Origin of the sequence: Enterococcus sp. C102(2024), assembly GCF_040888205.1 — a bacterium.
Taxonomy (GTDB): Bacteria; Bacillota; Bacilli; order Lactobacillales; family Enterococcaceae; genus Enterococcus; species Enterococcus faecalis.
In genome coordinates this window covers 46,834-65,413 of record NZ_JBFOHH010000006.1, presented here as the reverse complement: position 1 = coordinate 65,413, position 18,580 = coordinate 46,834, and the positions used below count along the sequence as shown (strand labels likewise).

The following is an 18,580-nucleotide window of genomic DNA, read 5'->3' as shown; positions in this document are numbered from 1 at the left end:
TTTAACGATAATAACCACGACAGTATTTAGTCTAATAGCATTAGTTGACATATTTACTGGTCATTTTATTCAAGCCGGAATGTTTGGTGTCATAGCATTGTTTGCCAGCGTTGCTTACAGGAGGCGGTTGTGATGAAAGAGTTGTATAAATCACGCTTACTAGGCGCTTTCATAGGGTTAGCTATAGTTGGCGCAATATTAGCACTAAGTACTCCTGTTGGGTGGTTAGTGGCTATAGCTGGTAGCGCAAGTCTTACATGGTTTGCAAATGATACAGAAGTCCAGTGGGATTTATATGAAAAATCGATTGAAAGGAAAGAAAAAGATGTTGAATGAAAATGAGGCTTTCTTAGTGCGTGAAACCGTGCGAGAAAAGGTTGAATCATTGCAAGACACAGTACGCCATGAAAGTGCTAAACACCCAATGAAACAAGATATCCATACGTTAAAACATTTTCAAAAAGAATTGGATCGTTATGAAATAATTTATCAAAAAATGTTAAACGAAGTGGGATGTTAAACGATGAATGAAATTGAAAAAAAGAGCCTACCTCGTTTGCAGACGAAGTCAGGCACTAAACAAAAATTATACAAGTAAATAATAACACGGAAAGTAGGGATTTAAAATTAAAAAATATTATCACGTAAAAACGAAAGAGGCATATGATAGCTTAATGGCGTTTTTGGAAGTCCAAGGGTATAACTGGGTTTCTGGTAGTAAACTAACGGCATTTAATTCATGGAAAGTCTATAAAGAAAACACAGTACTTTGTGCTGTTGAAGAATCTAAATGCTTAACGTATGGAAATTTTGAAACCCGTACACAAGATGGGATTACTTATTTAATTGAGTGGACAGGTGAACCAGAGGATTTAATTGAGGTTTCTAGAGAGTTTGACGAGTGGGTTCAGAAAGCTAAAACTGCTTGTAGCGATTATAGAGATTATAGAGATGACCGTTGGAAAGAATGGTGTGTATGGCAAATTAACAAGATGGGGTGGAGTCATTGGTTAGAAGAGCCTATTACGCACAAACGAATACAAGATGAACGCGAGGTTTATCCTATATGGACAACAGAGGTACTCAGAAACAAAGAACTATACACACGAGCTATTTTAGACGGTTACACAGTCAAAAAAGAAAAGCTTTATGAAATCCCGTTACCTTATTTAGAAACAAGTGATGGTGAGGCACAGTATCTAAGCTTTAAAGATAAAAAATGGTTTGCTAGTAGAAAAAATACTTGGTTAAAACAACAATTTACTGAACTAGAGTTAGAAAATATGGTGTCGAAATTTTATCGTAAACTAGCTGTGGAAGTTGGTGTAGTCTAATGGCAGTAAAAATAAATAAATTAGAAATAGAAAATGTTAAACGTGTTAAAGCCGTTCAAATTGAGCCAACACAAAACGGGTTAACAATTGTCGGGGGAAATAATAACCAAGGTAAGACAAGCGTATTAGATGCCATCGCATGGGCTTTAGGAGGAAATAAGTATAAACCATCTAAGGCATATCGAGAAGGTTCAGTAAATCCTCCTAATCTTAGAATTACCATGAACAATGGGTTAGTCGTTGAACGAACTGGTAAAAATAGCACATTGAAAGTGATTGATCCAAGTGGTCAAAAAGGCGGACAACAATTGCTCAATAGCTTTGTAGAAGAATTAGCCATTGATTTACCTAAATTCATGGAATCAACAAGCAAAGAAAAGGCGGCCACTTTATTACAGATTATTGGTATTGGTGATCAATTAATGTTGCTAGATCGAAAAGAACAAGAAATATATAACGAACGCTATCAAGTTGGTCGTATTGCAGATCAAAAGAAAAAGTTCGCTGAAGAACAAATTCATTATGCTGATGCACCAAAGGAATTAGTATCAACTTTTGATTTAATTCAACAACAGCAAACTGTGCTAGCTAAGAATGGTGAGAATCAAAAAAAGAGAGAAAATGTTCAACGCCTACAAACACAGTTTGATTATGAAACGCAGGAAGTTGAAAGAGTGCGTCAACAGTTAGCGCAAATGGAAGAAAAGCTCAAAATCACAAAAAGTGATTTAGCAACAGCGAAAATGTCCGCTCAAGATTTGCAAGATCAATCAACTACTGAATTAGAACAAAATATTCAAAATATTGACGAAATCAATCGTAAAGTTCGAGCGAATCTTGATAAAGAAAAAGCTGAACAGGAAGCTGAAGACTATTTAAATCAGTACAAAGAACTATCTGATGCAATTGATCTTATACGTGAAGAGCGTATGAAGTTATTAGAAAATGCTGACCTGCCACTACCTGAATTATCAGTAAAAGAAGGTGAGTTGGTTTATAAAGGACAGCAGTGGGACAACATGAGTGGTTCAGATCAATTAAAAGTATCAACTGCAATCGTACGCAAACTAAAACCTCAATGTGGCTTTGTTTTGTTAGATAAATTGGAACAGATGGATATGATTACACTTAATGAATTTAGTCAGTGGCTGCAACAAGAAGGATTACAAGCCATTGCTACCAGAGTGTCTACTGGGGAAGAATGTAGCATCATTATTGAAGATGGATATGTAACTGAAAATAAATTAGTTGAGGGCGGAACCCCCCTTCAACAAGTACAACCAACATGGACGAAAGGAGCATTCTAATTTATGAACATTACACGTGGAGTAATTGCGAAAGCACAAAAATCAGTAATTTATGGACCCGAAGGAATTGGAAAATCCACTTTGGCAGCCGAATTCCCAGATCCATTATTTATTGATACTGAAGGAAGTACTAATAATATGAACGTTGCCCGAATGGATAAACCAACTAGTTGGAGTATGTTGATGCAACAGATTGAATTTGTTAAGCAAACTATGCCATGTAAAACATTAGTTATAGATACAGCAGACTGGGCAGAACGGTTGTGTATTGAGTTTATAACTAGCAGTGCAAATAAAACAAGTATTACCCAATTTGGTTATGGAGAGGGCTTTATAAAATTAGAAGAAGAATTTGGGCGTTTCTTAAACAAGCTATCAGATTTAACGGAACTAGGAATTAACGTTGTTCTTACAGCTCATGCAAAAATTGTTAAGTTTGAACAGCCAGATGAAATGGGTGCTTATGATCGTTGGGAATTAAAATTAGGTAATAAGACGACAGCTAAAACAGCCTCAATAACTAAAGAATGGGGAGACATGGTTTTATTTTGTAATTACAAAACTTTATCTATTGCTGCGGATGATAAAGGAAGTAAGTTTAAAGGCCAAGGTGGAAAACGAGTTATTTATACGACACATCATCCAGCTTGGGATGCTAAGAATCGTTTTAGTTTACCCGATGAAATGGACATGAGCTTTGCTGGATTAGCACATATTTTTGCGCCCAAGAATCCCTTGCCAGTGCAACAACCAGTAATGGAACCGCAAGTACAAGAGAATCATCAAGAATTACAGTCAGAACCACAAGTACAATCTATTAACGATTCATCGGTTGACTATACAGGTATTCCGCAAAACTTAGTCGATTTAATGAAAGCTAACAACGTTTTACCAGAAGAAATTATGGCAGCTACAGAGTCTAAAGGTTATTATCCAACAGGTACCCCAATTCAGAATTATGATCTTGGTTACATTGATGGCGTATTGGTTGCAGCTTGGCCAGATGTGTTTGCGATGATTCAAGAAATTAGAAAACAAAAAGTAAACTAGGAGGAAAAAATGATGACACAACAATTTCAACAAGAACGTGAATTAGGATGGGACGATACTATCCAACAAGATAATGATGGAGGCTTATTGTTAGAGCCAGGAGATTATATTTTTGAAGTAGTTAAATTCGAAAGATCTCGTTATACACCTAGAAGTGGGGATGCAAAACTTCCAGCTTGTAATATGGCTAAATTAGAATTGAAAATCCAAACAGCTCAAGGGACAGCCATCGTCTTCAATAATTTATATTTGCATACTTCTACAGAAGGGTTATTGTCCGCTTTCTTTGCTTCAATTGGCCAAAAGAAAAAAGGAGAGCCATTACAAATGAATTGGACTTTAGTTCCTGGATCAAAAGGTGCAGTGAAAATTAAACATCGTTCATATAATAACAACACATACAACGATGTAGATCGTTTCTATCCAAGTGACGACAGCTACTATCAAACAAAAGAAATGCCTGAGATTGTTAAACAGTTACAACAGCCAATTCAAGGAACTCAACCAGGAATGCCACAACAAAACAATTGGCAAGCACCACAGGCACCACATCCAGCTCAACAGCCAACTCACGGATATCAACCAGGAGCATTTTAGGAGGAAAATACTATGAGCAAAGAAATCGAATTAAATTTATCCAAATTAGCTAATGGAGCAATTCAAGAAAAATTAGATGGTGAATTAAAAAAGTTGTTTGAAAATATTCATGATCCGAATACTTCTCCAGTTGCTAAGCGAGCAATCACCATCAAGTTAGAATTTAAACCAGATGAAAATCGTCAAGTAGTTTCAATGACAAGTGACTTTAGCTTGAAGTTAGCACCAGTTGATGGAGTGAATACAACAGTATTAACAGGAAAAGATTTAAATACGGGACAGATTGAGGCGCACGAGCTTCAATCTTCAGTCCCTGGTCAAACGTATATGGATCCAGAAACAGGAGAACCAAAAACAGATATTGGTGAACCAATTGATGTCATTGAAAAAGAAGAAGCAAAACAAAAACAAATCATAGACTTACAAGAGAAAAGAGGATAATTAAATGACAATGACTAAAGAAGCAATTCAATATTTAATGGAACAAGGAATCCAACCAGAAAATCGATTGATTAATTTTGATAATGACGAACGTTGGATTTTAGTAGATGCTGCAGGACAAGGAAAAGAAATTTTACCTCGTGTCTACACTGCAGAGGAACCGCTAAGAATTAATACACTAAGTGGATTAGTGAATTATATTAAAGCAAATTTAGAGAGAGAATCAAAAAAACTAATTGTGCATATTAAAAATGAAGCGACAGTTTCAGTAAAAGGTTTGCTTGAAGTAAATGGAGAACGTGAAACATTAGCTGTTGCTCAAGCGATTATCCCGACTTTCAATTTTGATTGTTTCATGGATACTGAAACCTTCAATATTGCTTTGCAGTCAAAATTTGTCAATAACAAGGACCGTGGCATTCTTTTAAAAGTTGTTGGCAATATTGCTGAAGAAAATGTAAAAACTACAGGAGATGACGGTGTTAGCCAAGCAGTCACTATTAACCAAGGTGTGGCTTCAAAAGCAGATGTTCGTGTTCCAAACCCTGTAGAACTTGCACCGTATCGAACATTTTTAGAAGTCGAACAACCTGAAAGTCAATTTATTTTCCGTATGAAAGATGGCCCTCGTTGTGCAATCTTTGAAGCAGATGGTGGGGCATGGAGAAATCAAGCAATTACAAATATTCGAGAGTATCTAAAAAATGAACTATCTGAAGAAATTGATTCTAGTCGTATTACGATCCTTGCATAGAAGGTGACGGTAATGAAGCTCAGACCATATCAAGAGGAAGCACGTTCTGCTGTTCAAAATGAATGGCAGAATAACAAAAAGAAAACATTATTAGTTTTGCCTACAGGCTGTGGTAAAACGATAGTATTTAGCAAAATAATTGAAGACCGCGTAAGGGCAGGCGAGCGTGTGCTCGTCCTTGCTCATCGTGGTGAATTATTAGATCAAGCCTCTGACAAATTAGAAAAGTCAACAGGGCTAAAAACAGCAACTGAAAAAGCAGAACAGACTAGTCTAGGCAGTTTTTTAAGAGTAGTTGTTGGTTCTGTGCAAACCATGCAACGAGAAAAACGTTTAAGTAAGTTTCCAACAGATTATTTTGACACTATAGTAGTTGATGAAGCTCACCACTGTATCAGTGAAGGGTATCAACGAGTATTAAAACATTTTGACAAATCGAATGTGTTAGGTGTAACCGCAACGCCAGATCGTGGAGACATGAGAAATTTAGGTTCTTATTTTGAAAGTTTAGCTTATGAATATTCGCTAGTACAAGCCATTAAAGAAGGCTATTTATCACCAATAAAGGCCCTAACTATTCCTTTAAAATTAGATTTATCAGGTGTAAAACAGCAAACTGGCGATTTCTCTACTAAAGATTTAGGAACGGCATTAGATCCATACTTGGAACAAATTGCTGAAGAAATGGTTAAACACTGCATAAACAGGAAAACAGTTGTTTTTTTACCATTAGTTAAAACTTCCAAGAAATTTAGAGATATTTTAAATAGTAAAGGTTTTAGAGCTGCAGAAGTAAATGGAGATTCAAAGGATCGTCAAGAAATTTTAGAAGATTTCGACAATGATAAATATAACGTACTCTGTAACTCAATGTTACTAACAGAAGGCTGGGATTGTCCTTCGGTGGATTGTGTAGTCGTTTTAAGACCAACAAAAGTTCGATCCTTATATTCTCAAATGATAGGACGTGGCACACGTTTATTTCCTGGAAAGGAAGAATTATTGCTTTTAGATTTTTTATGGCATACAGAAAGACATGAGCTATGCCATCCAGCGCATTTGATAGCAAATAGTGATGAAGTAGCTAAAAAAATGACTGAAAATATTGAAGAAGCAGGTGCCCAAGGTTTCGCTATGGATATTGAAGAAGCTGAAGTTCAAGCAGAAAAAGATGTTATTGCAGAAAGAGAAGAAGCATTAGCAAAGCAGCTTGAAGAAATGCGTAAGCGTAAACGAAAATTAGTTGATCCTCTTCAATTTGAAATGTCTATCCAAGCGGAAGATTTAACTGGTTATGTTCCTAGTTTTGGATGGGAAATGGGGCCGCCTTCAAGTCAACAAGTTTCAGCATTAGAAAAATTAGGAATATTACCAGATGCAATTGATAACGCTGGTAAAGCTAGTCTAATACTTGATCGATTACAAAAAAGAAAAGAAGCTGGGTTGGCAACACCTAAGCAAATCAGATTATTGGAACAACGTGGATTTAAGAATGTCGGTACATGGTCCTTTGATGGTGCAAGTAAAATGATTAATCGCATTGCTGCAAATGGATGGAGATTACCAATTGGTATTAATCCAAAAACATATCAATAAGGTGGTACGCATGCCGTTTAAAAACAAACAAATTGAACGGTTAGTTTATATAGTAGAAAACATTCCTGATTGGGAAAATAATCCTACACTTGTTGAAGAGGTAAAAAAGCTACGTAAGCCTTCACAAGAAGGCATTCATAAGTCGAAAACCAGAATAAGAAACAGGGCAATGGCAAGATATCGTTTATATGAAAATGGTAGTTATGTTACTACCCAGTCGATTAATATGCTATCGGAATACACTGGTCTTTCAGAAATATCATTATATCAAATGCTGGATGTTGAGAGAGTAAACCGTGATGGTGTGCGTAGAAAAATTGAAAGATTGAAAAATTAACCAGAAGGGAGTGGAGGTTTGGTCGACCACAAAGAATTCTTTACTCCTTTGAAATGATGAATAGTTACCAAAAGAAAATGGTTAAAGTCATGAAGGACCTTTGCGGAAAAAGAAGTATGTACGATGTGTTTTTCGATTTTACCAAAATGTCAGCATGCAGTATTTCTAATGTTTTTGACAAAGTACATTTTGAAGAAAGAGAAAAATTGTATAAGTCTATTCAAGAGAAATACACTGAAGAAGAACAAGAAAAGTTCCATGAATTATTCGCTTTGCTAGTTGAAGCTTTAGAAGAGACCACAACTGATATACTAGGCGAATTGTATATGGCTTTGGAAATTGCTAATAAAGATGCAGGGCAATTCTTCACACCATACAATGTAGCTCGTTTAATGGCAGAAATGAATTTTAATGAAAAGGATGAACAATTGAAAAATGGACAGCCAGTTATTTTTTATGATCCTTGCATTGGTGGCGGTGTTACTCTAATTGCTTTAGCTAATATTATGCGAGAAAAAGGCTATAACTATCAAAGAAGTTTGAGAGCGTTGTGTGGTGACATCGACGGAAATGTACTTTCAATGGCATATGTACAGTGTTCTTTGTTAGGAATAGATACGATATTTGAAAGAAAAAATGCACTGAGTAATGAACCTGCAACAGATGTATGGTTTACACCGTTTTACGCTTTGAATAGAGCAAAAGAAAAAGAAACGCAAAACACATTAGAAATACTAAAAGAAGTAATGGAACTTCTGGAAAATAAAACAAGCAGTTCATTTACTGAACCAGAACAGCTGTCACTATTTTAGAAAGTGAGTGAAGAAGATGATTCCAAAATTTTTTAAAGCATTAAGAATCGTCATAAGACGTGCTGTTGTGTTGTTTCGGTATATTACTAGCGAAAAAAACAAACAGATGTCAATAAAAGAACGTTGGAATTGCTATTGGAGGGAACAGAATGAGTAAACAAGAACTAGTAGATAAAAACGAAGTATTAAGTATTTGGCATAATTATTGGGAATCAGATAAATTGGCTTATGAAGCAGAGGACGAGTTAAGAGAGCTAAAAACGATAATATGTATTACAGAACTCAACGAAAATCAGCAGACTGTGCTGGATTGGTTGAAAGAATCATGCAAATTAAACGGATTACGTACAGTTATCGAAATTATGGGGTTTTTATCAACTACTGGTGGAAAAATGAAGTATAAGCAAGTAGCTTATGCATATGGTGATTTAAATGATGATGAATTAGCTCAAGTCTTACAAGCATTTAGCCGATGGGCTATTGAACAGGAGGAAGAGTGATGTTTATTGAACTTACAGCGATGGATGGGAATGTTGAGTTTGTAAATGCCAACCACATCAAGTGTATTTGTAACTCTAACATGCCAGGGGTAGGATCAATTATCGAATGGACGCATGCTCCAGCTTGGAATAATAATCCTACGGACTATAACTCCTACTACAAAGAAACTCCGAAAGAAGTATTTAATAAAGTATATTATGCGCGTCATGAAGAAGGACGTTAGCTATTAGATTGGAGGAAGTGGAATGAAAGTAATTGATAAAAACAAAAATAAAGCAGTGGAAGTGGACAGTGTGTCAAATAATGGTGAAATCTACCATGTGTATGATGAAGGGAATCAATATCGGTTATTCAAGGATGAGGTTCAAGTGATAAATCCAGAAACATGTGATCACGACTGGAGTGTTTACGCATATCAGACTGGACCATATCCCACTGACATAGAAATGGCAGGACACTGTAAAAAATGCGGTTATGATACACATGAACAGTTGTAGGAGGATTATTGATGGATATTAAACAAGGTGACAAAGTGAAGTATATTGGTACAGCAATTCCCGAATATACTAATCAATTCTTAGTAGTGAAATCAGTATTAGGAAAAGGATTGATTCTTGAATTTCCTGAGAAAGATAAAAGAAAAGTTGCACTTGAAGGCGGTGGCATTTGGAACATGAACTCATTAGTTTGCGGATTTAACGAAGTGGAGGAATCTTGTTGAATAAACGCCAAAAAAATAAGCAATTCAAAAAGTGGCTAATTAAAAACGGATATAGCGAAGATGGGAATGTCAGGTGTGTAGAATGCGGTAAAAAAATTGATATGAATGATAAGTGGCAATTAACTTATCAAGCATGTGATTCTACTTGTTATGGCAAAGCAATAAATGTATATCCATAGGAGGAGCAGCGATGAATAAACAAGAATTGATTGGTATTTTAGAAGGTTTAGAAGGTGATTCATTCATCGAAAAGTACAACGAAGGATATGATCAAGCAGTTCGTGCCTGTTTGATTGCAGTAAAACAACTTGACGAACCGAAAAAAGTTGTTGTTCCGAAGTTTGTTCCGAAGTTTGTTGCGAATTTTATAGAAGACGGCAAACATTACGATAAAATAGCGTTCTTAGTACATCAGAAGTATTTAGGTATCAACTCGCTCATGAGAGAATGCCCTGTTAAAGACTGGCTTATGTCTGTTGACTATGAAACTGTATTAAGTTTAGTCAACGGCTACGAAGTCGAGAAAGAGCAATTGTATTATGTGAGTTTTGGTTTTGATAGATTTTTAATCAAGGGGGACTGTAAAACTACCACTGGTGAAGATTTTATTTGGATCGAAGTGTGGGAATGCATCGAAAATGAAGGTTTTGAAGATTTAGTAAAATTCACTGAACAAGAAATCAAAGCAATTGATGAACGTTACTGGCCGTTTGCTGTGAAGGTGGAGGGATAATAAATGGAAAAATCAAAAAGTTTGATCATATGGCTACCGACTGGTGAAACAATGAAGTTTGAAGATGTTAGGCATGTTGAAACAGTTACAACTGATTTAGAATGGGATGTTTTAAAATTTAATTATCTAGATGTTTCAACTGGAGTAAGACGAAATGTAGTATTTGAAATGAGTAAATTAATGGGATGGGCATTGGAAGAATAATAAATGATCAAATTTAAAGAATTCAATACTCAACCTTACGATGTTCACATTACTAGATTTTTTGAAGATTTAAACAGAAACAACCCAGATGATGTTTTTGAATATGTTGACTTGAAATGCGTTGATAGAAACTTAGTGATATTAGTTTACCGTCAAACTAATAGAAGCATACGTCAGCTCAGAAATGTACTTAAGGGAGGATAAGCAATGCTAAGTTATCCAGAAGTTTATATTTTAGGGCGACAAGTCGATGGCGTTTATGTTGAATACCTGAGAAGAACCTTTTACACATTATCAGATGCTAAACGTAATGCAGATTTTTATAACAAACACTATAATGGCGAATGGAAAATTTTAAAATACGGTAGACCGATAACGGTCGAATTAAACAACAAAATTAAAAAAGAGAGCTGAACATATAAATGGAGAACAAGTTAGATTTAATTGAGTTACTAGAATACATTGACCCAGCTTCTCTTGGTTACCAGGAGTGGGTCAATGTTGGAATGGCGCTAAAACAAGAAGGGTACACAGCTGTCGATTGGGATCAATGGAGTCAATCAGATAGCCGATATCATTCAGGAGAATGTTTTAAAAAATGGGAGTCTTTTCAAGGAACCTCTTCACCAATTACGGGTGCTACAATTACACAGTTGGCCAAAGAAAATGGATGGACTTCGCCATTCAAATCAGGAGATGGTGGCCATGAGCTGGATTGGAATGATACTTTACAAAAAGATGACCTGGTTATTATTGACCGAAATTGGATTGAAGGAAAAGAAATTCAGGAACCTAAGAAGTGGGAGCCAGCGAAAGAAATTATTCGCTATTTAGAAACATTGTTTGAACCGTCTGAAACAGTGGCTTACAATGTCCAGTCGTGGCAAGACGAAGATGGAAAGTGGAAGCCTTCTAACAAAGGTGCATATGACAGAACTGCCGGTCAGTTAATCGAAGAATTGACCCATTGCGGGGATGACATTGGAGCAGTACTAGGAGACTATAATGAAGAAGCTGGGGCTTGGATTCGTTTTAATCCTATGGATGGAAAAGGCGTAAAAAATGACAATGTAACAGAATTTAGATATGCATTAGTAGAGTCTGACAATATGGGGCTTGAACAACAAAATGCTATCATGCGAGAACTAGAGCTTCCTATTGCTGCCATGCTGTATAGCGGAAAGAAATCAATACATGCTATCGTTCGAGTAGATGCAGATAACTACGCTGAATATAGAAAGCGTGTTGATTACTTATATGATGTCTGCAAAAAGAATGGGTTAACGAATGATAATCAAAATAGAAATCCTTCTCGTTTAAGCAGAATGCCTGGGGTACTGCGTGGAGACAAAAAACAATTTATCATCGATACCAATTTAGGGAAATCTACTTGGGACGAGTGGAAAGAATGGATTGAAAGCGTTAATGATGATTTGCCTGATCCAGAAAGCCTAGAAGATTTGTTCGCAAAGCCAATTGAATTAGCACCAGAACTAATTAAAGGCATGCTAAGACAAGGCCATAAGATGCTTATAGCTGGTCCATCAAAAGCCGGAAAATCTTTTTCGTTGATACAATTAGCTATTGCAATTGCTGAGGGTCGCCAATGGTTCGGTTTTGATTGCGAAAAGGGAAAGGTATTATATGTAAATCTTGAGTTAGATGAACGGTCCGCAAAAGTTCGTTTTGTTGATATCTATGAAAAATTAGGTCAGGGCCACTCCAATGTATCAAATATTGATATATGGAATTTACGTGGAAAGACAAGTCCAATGGATAAATTGGCGCCTAAGTTGATTAGACGTGCACAGAAATCTAATTACATGGCTGTGATTATTGATCCAATCTATAAAGTTCTGACTGGTGATGAAAATAGCGCCCATGAAATGGCTAAGTTTACCAACCAGTTCGATAAAATAGCTACGGAATTAGATTGTGCAGTAATCTATTGCCATCATCATTCAAAAGGATCGCAAGGAGGTAAAAATTCAATTGATCGTTCAAGTGGTAGCGGAGTATTTGCCAGAGATCCTGATGCGATTTTAGATTTAATCGAGTTACCTATTACAGAAGATAGGTATATGGCTTTAGAGAATGAAGCGATTTGTCAGACTTATGAACAAGCAATAAGAAAATATAATCCATCATATAACGCTATTAGCCAAGATGATGTGTTTAGTACAAAACAAATGGGAATGCACTTAATGAGTGCAATTAAATCTCAAGCTATTTTACAGGAAGTTGAATTAGAAAGACAAAAGGCAGTTCGTGCAGCTCGACAATGCACGGCTTGGAGAATTGATGGCACGCTGCGGGAATTCCCTAAGTTTGATCCTATCAATGCATGGTTCAAATATCCTATTCATGTCCTCGATGATTCATTGAAAGATATTTCGCTAGAAGACAATCCAAAAGAAAACTGGAAAAAAGGTGTTAGTAAGTCTAATCAATCGAGAAGTGAAAAATCTAAGCAAGAACTAGAAACAGCGTTCAGTGCATTATCTATGGATGGTGGACCAGTAGAAGTTAGTGAAGTAGCTGAGTATTTAGATATAGCGAGAAATTCTGTTTATACTCGTGTTAAAAAACACGAAAAGTTTAAAGTTGAAGGCGGATATCTTAAAAAAAATGACAACACTGAAATTGTCGAACCTATTTAGCTCCGACAAGGTACGACAAAAACAGCGTCCGTTAACAAGCTAAAAAGCTCCGACAAGGTACGACAACCTTAAAAACGTTGATACACCGCTGTCTGCTATTCTTGTCTACTCTCCCTTTTCAAGGGATAGAGTAGACAAAAGAATACAGCAAGACAAAAAATAGAATAGACAGAATGAAAAATATTGGACTATACCAAAATAAAATAACAAGAAATGAGGATTATTATGGTTGAGAATGAAAAGCTTGAAATTATACACAAGCAGGTAGATGAAGCTGCGAAAAGCATGTTGAATGATATAAAAAATGAATGTGATAACTTTGGGGAAGTTAAAGTTGAACTCAACAAAAGATTGAAAGGTGCAAAGTGGGAAAATAATGATGCGATTTATATTGAAGTTGTATTAAGAAGCATAGAATTGTTTGAAAAAGAAATTGACACAATTAGTTGCTAAACTAACTGTGTCAGATAGATTATAAAAGTTCAAATTTAACAATAGAGTTTGAAGAATATATGATATCAGGTTTCTCCATATCATAAAAATACTCAGAGTTAGCCAATAACTCAACAAAGCTAGGAGTCAAATGGTTGTGATGGTGTCTCCATAATGAGTAATTAGCTGATAAAGATGGATAAAAAACATCATTATCTTTATCTTTTAATTTTACAATTGAAGTAAACGTTTGGTCTTCGTGGAATACTTCAGTAGAACCATCAGCGAATGTTACCTTGATTTCTGGCATAATAATTCACCTCCTTTAAAAGGAGTATATCAAATTGCAGAATAGGATGATATTATGATTGAATTTTTTCTAAATATAATTCCGCCAGAAACTACCCATCAGCAGAAGAAAGTCCATGTGGTGAAAAACAAGCCAGTATTTTATGAGCCAGACGATTTGAAAAAGGCACGTGCTAAGTTGATGGCCCACTTATCGAAACATGTACCGAACGAAAAATTTGAGGTGCCTGTTCGGATGATGGTGAAGTGGTGTTTCCCGGTTGTGGGCAATCATAGTAATGGTGAGTACAAATATACAAAACCCGACTTAGATAATAGTAATAAGCTGTTGCAAGACTGTATGACAAAATTGAATTTCTGGAAAGATGACAGCTATGTTGTCAGTTTAATCACTGAAAAGTTTTGGGCAGATGTTCCAGGGATTTATATCAAAGTGGAGGCGATTGAATGAATTGGTCCAATGTATTTATAGATATTCAACAATGGATGGCTGATTCTAACCATATATCTAAAAAGTATCCAATCACTTCAGATAAATATTGGGATTGGTTAATACAGTCAATCGGAGAATTAGGAAATCGCTATAACAATCATCCAGTTGTATTAGCATTTTTAACGGTATTGATCAAAATTCAAGAAGATAGTTATAAACAGGTTGTGGGAGGTAATGCCAATGGCTGAAGGACTAAGCAAGCATCAAATTGAGATTATCACAGCTAAAGTTCTTGAAATTCAAGAAAAGAAAAAGAAAGAAACAAAAAGAGAAAAAAGAGACTGGAAATTAAGAAATACAAATTTACTATTGAAAAATTATCGTATGTTAAAAAAACATTGCGATAGCATTGTTCCGACTATTCAAGATTACGAAATAAGCGTATTTGATTCAGAAGCTTTAAACTTAGATACATTAATGAAATATAAAGCTCGGACAAAAGAAATGCTTGATTATTTTGATTTAATGTTTTCGTCCTACAATAATTATTGCAGAAGTAATGGCGATGCAGCGGAGAGAAGATTCGATATTATAAAATCAGTTTATATAGAAGATGGTAATTTCAGAAAATCTAAATCAGAGATGGCCTCTTATTATGCTATCGATTTTCGAACGGTTGATCGAGATATCAAGAAAGCGACGGATGAGTTATCTATATTCTTGTATGGAATCGATAGCTTGGATGATTTAGCAAATGTCTTAAAGTTGTCTTGAACATGCCCTATTTAAGATGTTACTATGGTAGCGTGAAATAAATACGAAAAACAAAGACATCTCTTTCGAGGTGTCTTTTTGCGTTGAAAGAAGGTGAATATCATGGCTGAATCAAAGCAAAGCCAGTTGATTAATGAAATAGCTGATTTAGCATCAGATCTTATGAGCGAGTGGCCATCCACTCGAAATAAGCAAAAAGAATTCGTGTTAGCATATGTTTCAAATGGTTTTATCAATGGAACAGAGGCTGCAAAAAAAGCAGGGTATAGCGCTAAAACGGCAGGAACTATTGCTTCTAACTTATTAACAGGAATGAAAAAGTATGAACACATCCCTCCTGTTATTGAAGAATTGAAAAATGCTTATGATCAAAGATCGATAGAATTATCTATAGCATCAGGAACTGAAGTTCTGCAATATCTCACTTCTGTAATGCGTGGATCTCAAAAAGAGCAAACCTTAATCGGTCTGGGCGAAGGGGCTCAAGGATTAACTGATATTGATGTTGGAGCCAAAGAAAGGCTAAAGGCTGCTGAACTATTGGGCAAACGTCATGCGCTGTTCACTGATAAACAGGAGATTTCAGCGACTGTAAGAACAGATAAACTTGATAGTATCTTACAGCAATTAGGTGATGAAGATGACTGAGTTGGTTTTGTCACCTAAGTATAAAAGATTTCTGAAATATGACACAGATGTTGAATTTCTCGAGGGGACCACAGCAGCCGGGAAGACCACTGTAGGTGCTGTAAAATTTCTTTTTAAAGTTGCTGAATCAGATAGGAAACTGCACATCATTAGCGGTTTAGATTTAGGTACAATCGAAAAAAATATTATACAATCCGAATTGGGAATTATAGATATATTTGGAGATCTGGTAACCTACCATTCCAAAGGGAATAAAGATCATAGTTTACCACATTTAAAATATAAAACATCTAACGGTGAAAAAATAATCTATGTTCTTGGTTATGACAATAAAGCTCGTTGGAAAAAGGTTCTTGGTGGCCAATATGGTTGTTTGTACATTGATGAAATAAATATCGCAGACATGGAATATGTGCGAGAAATTTTTATGCGTGCCGATTATGTAATGGCCACTCTAAATCCAGATGATCCTGAATTACCAATTTATCATGAGTACATAAACCATTCTAGGCCATTACCTGAGTATGAAAATGATGCACCTAGAGAGATTAATGATCAGTTGAACCAGTCTCCCAAAGCAGGATGGGTTCACTGGTTTTTTGGTTTTTCTCATAATTATGGATTAACTGAAAAAAAGAAACAGAAAATAATATCTGCTGTACCGACAGGAACTAAATTATATAAAAATAAAATTCTAGGTATTAGAGGTCGAGCGGAAGGCCTTGTGTTCTCTAATTTCGAATACAAAAATAACGTGATTACAGAACAGAAAGCGATGAGTAAGAACTATGTTCATTTTTCTTGTGGCGTAGATACATCTTATTCAGCGCAATCGAATGATACAATTTCGTTTATATTTCAAGGAATCACAGATGTTGGAGAATTAGTGATACTCGAAGAAGAAGTTAAAAATAATAAAGACGAAAATATACCTTTTTCCCCAAGTGACGTAGCAGCTAATCTTATTCAATTTCTTGATAGGTGTAGAAAAAAGTGGGGCTTTTCTCGAATGGTCTATGTTGATAATGCCGATCAAGCTACTATTACAGAACTAAATAAGTTGAAACGACTTAAACCTAATGCATATACAATTGTTGGTTCTGATAAGCGTATGAAGATTATTGATCGTATTAATTTAATGTTAGGTTGGATTAATTCAGATGGAAAAGCCCCTATATACTTAGTCGTAGACACTTGTAATGTCCACATACATGAGTTAAACACATACGCTTATGATGGAGATCAGCCAGAAGACAAGAACGACCATACTATAAACGCTAGTCAGTATGGGTTTTTACCGATAAGAGAAAAAATAGGATACGCATACAAGAAATCTGATACAAAGAAAAAAATTAAGCGTATCAAACAATTAGGATTATAAAGGAGAAAAAGCAATGGAAAATGAAGAAGTCCTAAAAGTTAATGAATTTGAACATGGATCGGACATCAGCTATTCAAGTGATGTGAATGAAAATTTTGTTAGCTTTGGCGTAGAATCCAATATTCATTATAGATATAGTTCTGCGGATGAATTGTTGGAGAATGCTGATGTTTTAGCAAAAATGATTGCGCACCATAATGAACACCAAGTTCCACGTCTACAGGTTTTGGATGATTATTATAAAGCAAAGAATACAAACATCATCAAAAATCGTCGACGTAAGGAAAAAGAAAAAGCAGACCATAGAGCTGCTCATAATTTTGGAAAAGTTCTTGCAACGTTTGATGTTGGATACAATACAGGCAATCCATTAAAAGTCCAAATTAATAATAAAGCTAGCCAAGAGGCCATTGATAATTTCAATCAAGATAATGACATTGATGGATTGAATGGAGAATTGTGGTTAGATATGGATAAATACGGTCGAGCTTATGAAATCATATATCGAGATGAAGATGACGTTGATTATGTTGATCTATGCAATGTTTTTGAAACGTTTGTTGTTTATGATACAACGGTCAAGCGTAGACCAATACTTGCTGTTCGTTATCCTAAAACTAAATTTACTATAGATGCAGACAAACAGTATATTCAACCGATAATTTACACAAAAGACAAAATCATTACTTACGCTGAAACGACTCTTGCTACGATTAAACTAAGTGATCCAAAAGAGGATTCTCATGATTATAAAGAAGTTCAGATAACTGAGTTCTCTCCAAATCGTTTTAGAATGGGATTGTATGAAGATATTTTATCTCAAATCGATTTGTATGATGCTGGACAGTCTGACACTGCTAATTACATGACGGATTTAAACGATGCGCTGTTAGTGATTAGTGGAGACATCGAAGCAGCGGGTCTATCAACCGAAGATGCTATTAAGCAAAAAGAAGCGAACATGCTTTTGCTTGAATCTGGCACAGATATCAACGGTAACAAAACCTCAGTGAATGCTAACTACATCTATAAACAATACGATGTAAACGGCGTTGAAGCATACAAAGAACGAGTGAGGAAAGGAATACATGAAATATCTATGATTCCAGATTTGACAGATACAAATTTTTCTGGTGTTCAATCAGGAGAAGCAATGAAGTATAAAATGTTTGGTTTCAATCAAATGACGGCAGTAAAGCAAAGACTATTTAAAAAAAGTCTTGTGCGGCGCTATCGTCTTTTATTTAATCTGAAATCAAATGTTTCTGAGATTGATAACTCCGATTTAAAAGGATTGCGAATTATCTTTACTCCTAATCTTCCGAAAGCAATTCTAGAAGAATTAAAAACATTGATTGACTCTGGAGCTGAGTTAAGCCAAGAAACAATTTTAGGTCTAGCTTCGTTTGTTGATGATGTTCAAGCTGAATTAGAACGTGTAAAAAATGAAAATAAACCATTAGATATTACTGATGAAGAAGTAGCCAAAACGAAAGTAAATCAGGCAAAATTTTTAGCTAAACAATCGGAAAAGGAAACCGAGGAGGAATGATTGA

General features: G+C 35.5%; 29 protein-coding genes. 28 read left to right on the top strand and 1 reads right to left on the bottom strand.

Annotation, left to right across the window (positions count from 1 at the left end; translation table 11 throughout):
• The first annotated feature begins 132 nt into the window (after positions 1 to 132).
• The 22 genes from AB3I34_RS11655 to AB3I34_RS11550 all read left to right on the top strand — a co-directional run bounded on the left by AB3I34_RS11655 (position 133) and on the right by AB3I34_RS11550 (position 13,500).
• The gene (locus tag AB3I34_RS11655; protein ID WP_002402348.1) at positions 133 to 336 is read left to right on the top strand and encodes a hypothetical protein; all 204 of its coding nucleotides are present in this window, start codon (positions 133 to 135) and stop codon (positions 334 to 336) included.
• A complete protein-coding gene (locus AB3I34_RS11650) occupies positions 296 to 520 on the top strand; it encodes a hypothetical protein (RefSeq protein WP_226013813.1) in 225 nt (74 codons plus the stop codon). The genes AB3I34_RS11655 and AB3I34_RS11650 overlap by 41 nt, the downstream gene beginning before the upstream one ends.
• 106 nt (positions 521 to 626) lie before the next feature.
• A complete protein-coding gene (locus tag AB3I34_RS11645; RefSeq protein ID WP_160248979.1) occupies positions 627 to 1,334 on the top strand; it encodes a DUF1642 domain-containing protein in 708 nt (235 codons plus the stop codon).
• Positions 1,334 to 2,641, top strand: coding sequence for an AAA family ATPase (locus AB3I34_RS11640; protein WP_160248965.1), 1,308 nt, complete (start codon positions 1,334 to 1,336; stop codon positions 2,639 to 2,641). Before AB3I34_RS11645 ends, AB3I34_RS11640 begins: the two co-directional genes overlap by 1 nt.
• Before the next feature lie 3 nt (positions 2,642 to 2,644).
• Positions 2,645 to 3,691 (top strand): ATP-binding protein, encoded by a 1,047-nt coding sequence (locus AB3I34_RS11635; RefSeq protein WP_002407126.1) that lies wholly within the window; start codon positions 2,645 to 2,647, stop codon positions 3,689 to 3,691.
• Between the two features lie 12 nt (positions 3,692 to 3,703).
• Complete coding sequence (locus AB3I34_RS11630) at positions 3,704 to 4,288, top strand: hypothetical protein (protein WP_160248978.1); 585 nt, start codon at positions 3,704 to 3,706, stop codon at positions 4,286 to 4,288.
• 12 nt (positions 4,289 to 4,300) lie between these two features.
• Complete coding sequence (locus AB3I34_RS11625) at positions 4,301 to 4,729, top strand: hypothetical protein (RefSeq protein WP_002373001.1); 429 nt, start codon at positions 4,301 to 4,303, stop codon at positions 4,727 to 4,729.
• 4 nt (positions 4,730 to 4,733) lie between these two features.
• Positions 4,734 to 5,483, top strand: a complete 750-nt coding sequence (locus AB3I34_RS11620; RefSeq protein WP_160248964.1) for a hypothetical protein — start codon at positions 4,734 to 4,736, stop codon at positions 5,481 to 5,483.
• Positions 5,484 to 5,495: 12 nt separating this feature from the next.
• Positions 5,496 to 7,079, top strand: coding sequence for a DEAD/DEAH box helicase (locus tag AB3I34_RS11615; protein WP_368027851.1), 1,584 nt, complete (start codon positions 5,496 to 5,498; stop codon positions 7,077 to 7,079).
• Positions 7,051 to 7,416, top strand: coding sequence for a hypothetical protein (locus AB3I34_RS11610; RefSeq protein WP_368027850.1), 366 nt, complete (start codon positions 7,051 to 7,053; stop codon positions 7,414 to 7,416). Before AB3I34_RS11615 ends, AB3I34_RS11610 begins: the two co-directional genes overlap by 29 nt.
• A 116-nt stretch (positions 7,417 to 7,532) precedes the next feature.
• Positions 7,533 to 8,228 carry an N-6 DNA methylase gene (locus AB3I34_RS11605; protein WP_368027849.1) on the top strand — a complete coding sequence of 232 codons (696 nt, stop codon included), beginning with the start codon at positions 7,533 to 7,535 and terminating at the stop codon, positions 8,226 to 8,228.
• A gap of 149 nt (positions 8,229 to 8,377) precedes the next feature.
• Entirely contained in the window at positions 8,378 to 8,728 is a 351-nt protein-coding gene (locus AB3I34_RS11600) for a hypothetical protein (RefSeq protein WP_338370412.1), read from the top strand.
• Complete coding sequence (locus AB3I34_RS11595) at positions 8,728 to 8,952, top strand: hypothetical protein (RefSeq protein ID WP_116495242.1); 225 nt, start codon at positions 8,728 to 8,730, stop codon at positions 8,950 to 8,952. Before AB3I34_RS11600 ends, AB3I34_RS11595 begins: the two co-directional genes overlap by 1 nt.
• A 22-nt stretch (positions 8,953 to 8,974) precedes the next feature.
• Entirely contained in the window at positions 8,975 to 9,226 is a 252-nt protein-coding gene (locus AB3I34_RS11590; protein WP_265611944.1) for a hypothetical protein, read from the top strand.
• A gap of 11 nt (positions 9,227 to 9,237) precedes the next feature.
• On the top strand, positions 9,238 to 9,450 hold the full coding sequence (locus tag AB3I34_RS11585; RefSeq protein WP_085443636.1) for a hypothetical protein: 213 nt from the start codon (positions 9,238 to 9,240) through the stop codon (positions 9,448 to 9,450).
• The gene (locus AB3I34_RS11580) at positions 9,447 to 9,629 is read left to right on the top strand and encodes a hypothetical protein (protein ID WP_025188970.1); all 183 of its coding nucleotides are present in this window, start codon (positions 9,447 to 9,449) and stop codon (positions 9,627 to 9,629) included. The genes AB3I34_RS11585 and AB3I34_RS11580 overlap by 4 nt, the downstream gene beginning before the upstream one ends.
• Before the next feature lie 11 nt (positions 9,630 to 9,640).
• The gene (locus tag AB3I34_RS11575) at positions 9,641 to 10,183 is read left to right on the top strand and encodes a DUF1642 domain-containing protein (RefSeq protein ID WP_368027848.1); all 543 of its coding nucleotides are present in this window, start codon (positions 9,641 to 9,643) and stop codon (positions 10,181 to 10,183) included.
• 3 nt (positions 10,184 to 10,186) lie between these two features.
• On the top strand, positions 10,187 to 10,387 hold the full coding sequence (locus AB3I34_RS11570; RefSeq protein WP_010707152.1) for a hypothetical protein: 201 nt from the start codon (positions 10,187 to 10,189) through the stop codon (positions 10,385 to 10,387).
• A gap of 3 nt (positions 10,388 to 10,390) precedes the next feature.
• A complete protein-coding gene (locus AB3I34_RS11565; RefSeq protein WP_002407417.1) occupies positions 10,391 to 10,591 on the top strand; it encodes a hypothetical protein in 201 nt (66 codons plus the stop codon).
• A 3-nt stretch (positions 10,592 to 10,594) separates the two neighbouring features.
• Entirely contained in the window at positions 10,595 to 10,801 is a 207-nt protein-coding gene (locus AB3I34_RS11560; RefSeq protein ID WP_160248961.1) for a hypothetical protein, read from the top strand.
• 8 nt (positions 10,802 to 10,809) lie between these two features.
• Positions 10,810 to 13,047 (top strand): AAA family ATPase, encoded by a 2,238-nt coding sequence (locus AB3I34_RS11555; RefSeq protein ID WP_160248960.1) that lies wholly within the window; start codon positions 10,810 to 10,812, stop codon positions 13,045 to 13,047.
• Positions 13,048 to 13,272: 225 nt separating this feature from the next.
• Entirely contained in the window at positions 13,273 to 13,500 is a 228-nt protein-coding gene (locus AB3I34_RS11550) for a hypothetical protein (protein WP_160248959.1), read from the top strand.
• A gap of 19 nt (positions 13,501 to 13,519) precedes the next feature.
• Here the strand turns inward: AB3I34_RS11550 and AB3I34_RS11545 are convergent, their stop codons facing one another.
• On the bottom strand, positions 13,520 to 13,789 hold the full coding sequence (locus AB3I34_RS11545) for a hypothetical protein (RefSeq protein ID WP_160248958.1): 270 nt from the start codon (positions 13,787 to 13,789) through the stop codon (positions 13,520 to 13,522).
• Positions 13,790 to 13,843: 54 nt separating this feature from the next.
• Here AB3I34_RS11545 and AB3I34_RS11540 point away from each other — a divergent pair, with 54 nt between their 5' ends.
• The 6 genes from AB3I34_RS11540 to AB3I34_RS11515 all read left to right on the top strand — a co-directional run bounded on the left by AB3I34_RS11540 (position 13,844) and on the right by AB3I34_RS11515 (position 18,576).
• Positions 13,844 to 14,239 (top strand): RusA family crossover junction endodeoxyribonuclease, encoded by a 396-nt coding sequence (locus AB3I34_RS11540; protein WP_010711143.1) that lies wholly within the window; start codon positions 13,844 to 13,846, stop codon positions 14,237 to 14,239.
• Positions 14,236 to 14,469 (top strand): hypothetical protein, encoded by a 234-nt coding sequence (locus tag AB3I34_RS11535; protein WP_002407392.1) that lies wholly within the window; start codon positions 14,236 to 14,238, stop codon positions 14,467 to 14,469. Before AB3I34_RS11540 ends, AB3I34_RS11535 begins: the two co-directional genes overlap by 4 nt.
• On the top strand, positions 14,462 to 14,995 hold the full coding sequence (locus tag AB3I34_RS11530; RefSeq protein WP_002402375.1) for a hypothetical protein: 534 nt from the start codon (positions 14,462 to 14,464) through the stop codon (positions 14,993 to 14,995). Before AB3I34_RS11535 ends, AB3I34_RS11530 begins: the two co-directional genes overlap by 8 nt.
• A 102-nt stretch (positions 14,996 to 15,097) precedes the next feature.
• A complete protein-coding gene (locus AB3I34_RS11525; protein WP_160248957.1) occupies positions 15,098 to 15,643 on the top strand; it encodes a terminase small subunit in 546 nt (181 codons plus the stop codon).
• Entirely contained in the window at positions 15,630 to 17,024 is a 1,395-nt protein-coding gene (locus tag AB3I34_RS11520; protein ID WP_160248956.1) for a terminase family protein, read from the top strand. The genes AB3I34_RS11525 and AB3I34_RS11520 overlap by 14 nt, the downstream gene beginning before the upstream one ends.
• A 13-nt stretch (positions 17,025 to 17,037) precedes the next feature.
• Positions 17,038 to 18,576 (top strand): phage portal protein, encoded by a 1,539-nt coding sequence (locus AB3I34_RS11515; RefSeq protein ID WP_160248955.1) that lies wholly within the window; start codon positions 17,038 to 17,040, stop codon positions 18,574 to 18,576.
• The last annotated feature ends 4 nt before the right edge of the window (positions 18,577 to 18,580 follow it).